This window comes from Ruegeria sp. BHSB056, assembly GCF_059613305.1.
On record NZ_JBXWSG010000156.1, the window covers coordinates 1 to 3,695 of the forward strand.

General features: G+C 56.8%; 3 protein-coding genes. All 3 read left to right on the forward strand.

The features are described from left to right. On the forward strand, window positions 1-1,252 hold a 1,252-nt coding region (locus AC2FND_RS19795; RefSeq protein ID WP_496771419.1), incomplete at its 5' end, for an aldehyde dehydrogenase (NADP(+)). 299 nt (window positions 1,253-1,551) lie between these two features. Then, on the forward strand, window positions 1,552-2,514 hold the full coding sequence (locus AC2FND_RS19800; RefSeq protein WP_496771420.1) for a FecR family protein: 963 nt from the start codon (window positions 1,552-1,554) through the stop codon (window positions 2,512-2,514). A 45-nt stretch (window positions 2,515-2,559) separates the two neighbouring features. Further along, window positions 2,560-3,695 (forward strand): CHASE2 domain-containing protein (locus tag AC2FND_RS19805; protein ID WP_496771421.1); only part of this gene is annotated, 1,136 nt, incomplete at its 3' end.

The following is a 3,695-nucleotide window of genomic DNA, read 5'->3' on the forward strand; positions in this document are numbered from 1 at the left end:
GGAAACCGGCCTGCCCGAGGCCCGTCTGCAAGGAGAGCGGGGTCGCACATCGGGCCAACTTCGCTTGTTTGCCACTCATATTCTGAGTGGTGAGTATCTGGATCGGCGCCACGACGGCCCGTTGCCAGACCGCTCGCCGCTGCCGCGCCCGGATCTGAAAATGATCCAGCGCCCTATTGGCCCTGTCGCCGTATTCGGTGCTTCGAATTTCCCTTTGGCCTTTTCAACCGCAGGCGGTGACACCGCGGCCGCCTTGGCTGCTGGGTGCCCCGTTGTCGTAAAAGGGCACAGCGCCCATCCGGGCACCGGTGAGATCATAGCCGAGGCCATACATTCTGCCATCGAACGCTGCAAAATTCATCCCGGTGTTTTCAGTCTGATTCAGGGGGGTGACCGGACAGTAGGTTCCGCTTTGGTGCAACACCTGCTGATCAGGGCTGTCGGGTTCACTGGCTCATTGGCTGGTGGTCGGGCACTGTTCGATCTGTGTGCCGCGCGTCCTGAACCAATCCCGTTTTTCGGTGAACTTGGCTCGGTCAACCCGATGTTCATTCTCGATGCTGCGCTGACGAACCGGGGCGACAACATTGCTCAGAACTGGGCTGGGTCGCTGACCATGGGCGCAGGCCAGTTCTGTACCAACCCCGGGGTCGCCGTAATGCTGGCGGGTGCAGCAGCGGACCGCTTCACTGAGATCGCGCGAACCGCCCTGTCAGAGACACCCGCGCAAACCATGCTGACCGACGGCATCGCCGACGCTTATCGAGCCGGTCAGGCAAGGATCGCCAATATAGCAGATGTGCAGGAGGTTCTGAGCTCGATGTGTGATCAACGCACCGCGTCCCCTTACCTGTATCGCACCAATGCTGTGAACTGGCTGGCAAACGAAACCCTTGGTGAAGAGGTTTTTGGCCCGTTGGGGGTTATCGTAACTGCCGAAACGCCTGAAGAAATGCGGGCCGTCGCGCACAGTCTGCAAGGTCAGCTGACCTGCACCCTGCATATGGATGATGCGGACTTGGACACCGCGCGTTCCCTGATGCCGATCCTCGAGCGCAAGGCCGGGCGTGTGCTGGCCAATGGCTTTCCCACGGGCGTCGAGGTCTGCGACAGTATGGTGCATGGCGGCCCCTACCCCGCTTCGACCAATTTCGGTGCTACCTCTGTCGGCACATTGTCAATCCGGCGGTTTTTAAGACCCGTGTGTTACCAGAACATGCCGGACGCATTGTTGCCAGAACAATTCCTCTGAATTTTCGGCTAAACACACCCAAAACGTCATGGCTCATCGCGGGGCAAGCGATGAGCCGGGTGCCCAATGCTCTCATTTGATGGAGGCTACACTTCGGCCTGTTAAGTGGGGAGGCTCACGTCGGCCTTAACGCAGAAATTCACGATCAAAAAATCTCTTGCTACAAATACATGCCATAATGCATATTTATTGTTAGCATTTTTGACTATTTGAATAAGAATAACACATTTCTTGGGGGCAAAAATCGAGCTTGGCGCGCTTCGCGCTTACTTAGACCCGTGGGGGGAAGGGGCTCTGGTTTGACTTGGTTAAAGATTGTGTTGGTTGTATTTGTTGTTGCGCTCATGCCAGCGCAAGCCCTTGCCAACATCGGGACAGTTATCAGCGCCAAGCAAGGCGCTCAGATCATTCGCGCCGGAAACGCACAGCCTGTCATTTCAGGAATGGATGTGGTGTCGGGCGATACGATTTCTACAGACCACAGCGGTTTGGTGCAGATCGTATTTGTGGATGAAACCAAAATTGCCGTTGGCCCCAATGCGCATATGGTTTTGGACGTGACCATGCTGCGCGGCAACCGAAAGGCCAAAAGCTTTGCCGTGCAGGCCTTGGGCGGCAGCTTTCGATTCATTTCAGGCAAAAGCAGAAAAAGAGCCTATTCGATCAAGACCCCGACAGCGACAATGGCAGTTCGTGGCACAACCTTCGATATGTGGGTCGTATCACAAACCCAAAGCGCAATGCTTGTCCTGCACGGAACTGTTCAAATGTGCAGTGCACAAGGGTCTTGCAGGTCCACAGGCCGCGTGTGCAGCATGTATGCCACCGGTGGAGGCGGAACAGTCGGGCGGCCCGCTGATCAGGCACAGTACGATCAAGCACTGAAAGAGGGATTCCCATTTATTCAGTCGCAGGAAGGCCTTCTGCCTCCTTTGCAGGTACGGGTTGAGGGATGTTCTGGCGAAGGCGCGCCCGTGCAGCAGGCCAAAGTCGACAGGGCCGATTTTCGCAGAACTGCGCCCCAGCCGCGCCCAGTCAGCGTCGCAGCGCCGCCAGCACCTCCGTCAAACCCAGAGCCAGAAGTAGAACCAGAACCGGAGCTGGAAGAACCAGAACCAGAACCGGAACCGGAGCCAGAAGAACCGGAACCGGAAGAGCCTGATCCGGAAGAGCCTGAACCGGAACCCGAAGAACCTGATCGAGAGGAACCAGGTCAGGAAGATCCAGAGCAGCAAGAATCAAATAGTGAGCTGTTCCGGTAGCGATGTCGAAAAAGCGGAAATGGACTCACTTGTCCGGGGAACGACATGAGCGACGAAAAGCGCAAAACCAGGACAGGGAAATGGGCGTTCCGCCTTGTCGGATTGTGTCTGATCCTGGTGGGTTGTTTCATCCGGGTCATGGATCCTTATCCTGTGCGAATGACCCGTCTGATCTATTTCGACGTTCTGCAAAGGTCGTCTCCGCGAGAGTTCAATCCTGACCTCCCCATCCGGGTTGTAGATATCGACGAAGCCTCTCTGGCCAATTGGGGGCAATGGCCCTGGCCCCGAACACTGGTGGCGCAGATGGTTCAAAATCTGGGTGAATACGGTGCTGCGGCCATCGCGTTTGATATGTTGTTCGCTGAACCTGACCGGTTTTCGCCCTCGCGTCTTCTTAACGATCCATCTTTGGCAGGGGTCCTCACAGTGGAACGCCACGCTCAGAAGCTCGATAACGATGTCTTGCTTGGGATGGAAATCGCCTATTGGCCAGTCGTTCTTGGGACTGCCGCACGATTGTCGGCGGAAGGAAACCCCATCACTGCAAAAGCAGGTATCATTGAGTTCGGGGAAAATCCCGCCGCGGGTCTAATTTCAGTTCCTCATTGGACGCCAATCGCGCCCCCTTTGGACCGGACCGCTGCGGGTATTGGTGGGGTCAACGTCTCGCCCATCGGCGGAACCGGCATCATGCGCCGTGTGCCGGTTCTTTGGCGCGGGCCGGACGGGCTGTTGCCGGGTCTGTCAATTGAAGCCCTGAGAGTTGCCTTGGGTGAAACCAATATCGTAGCCGAAGGTGCGCAGGACGAAACAGGCATCATGTTGGCGGTTGAGGTCGGGGGATACCGTATACCAACGACAGAAAACGGCGAGATTTGGCTGAGATACCGGCGGGATGCGCCCGAACTGTACATCTCGGCCAGCGATATCCTCAAAAGCTCGGATGATGCGGATGTTCGGGCGGAAGTTGAGGGGCGGATCATCCTGATCGGAACGTCGGCCGCCGGTTTATTCGATATGCATCAGACAGCGCTTGGAGAGAGCGTTCCCGGCGTTTCAATTCATGCTCAGGTGCTGGAACAGGTCCTGACCAACGAAATGCTAAGCCGTTCGGACGTGACCGCAGCGCAGGAAATGCTTGCCTTCGCCTTTCTCGGGCTTGTCGTGATTGCCGTCAT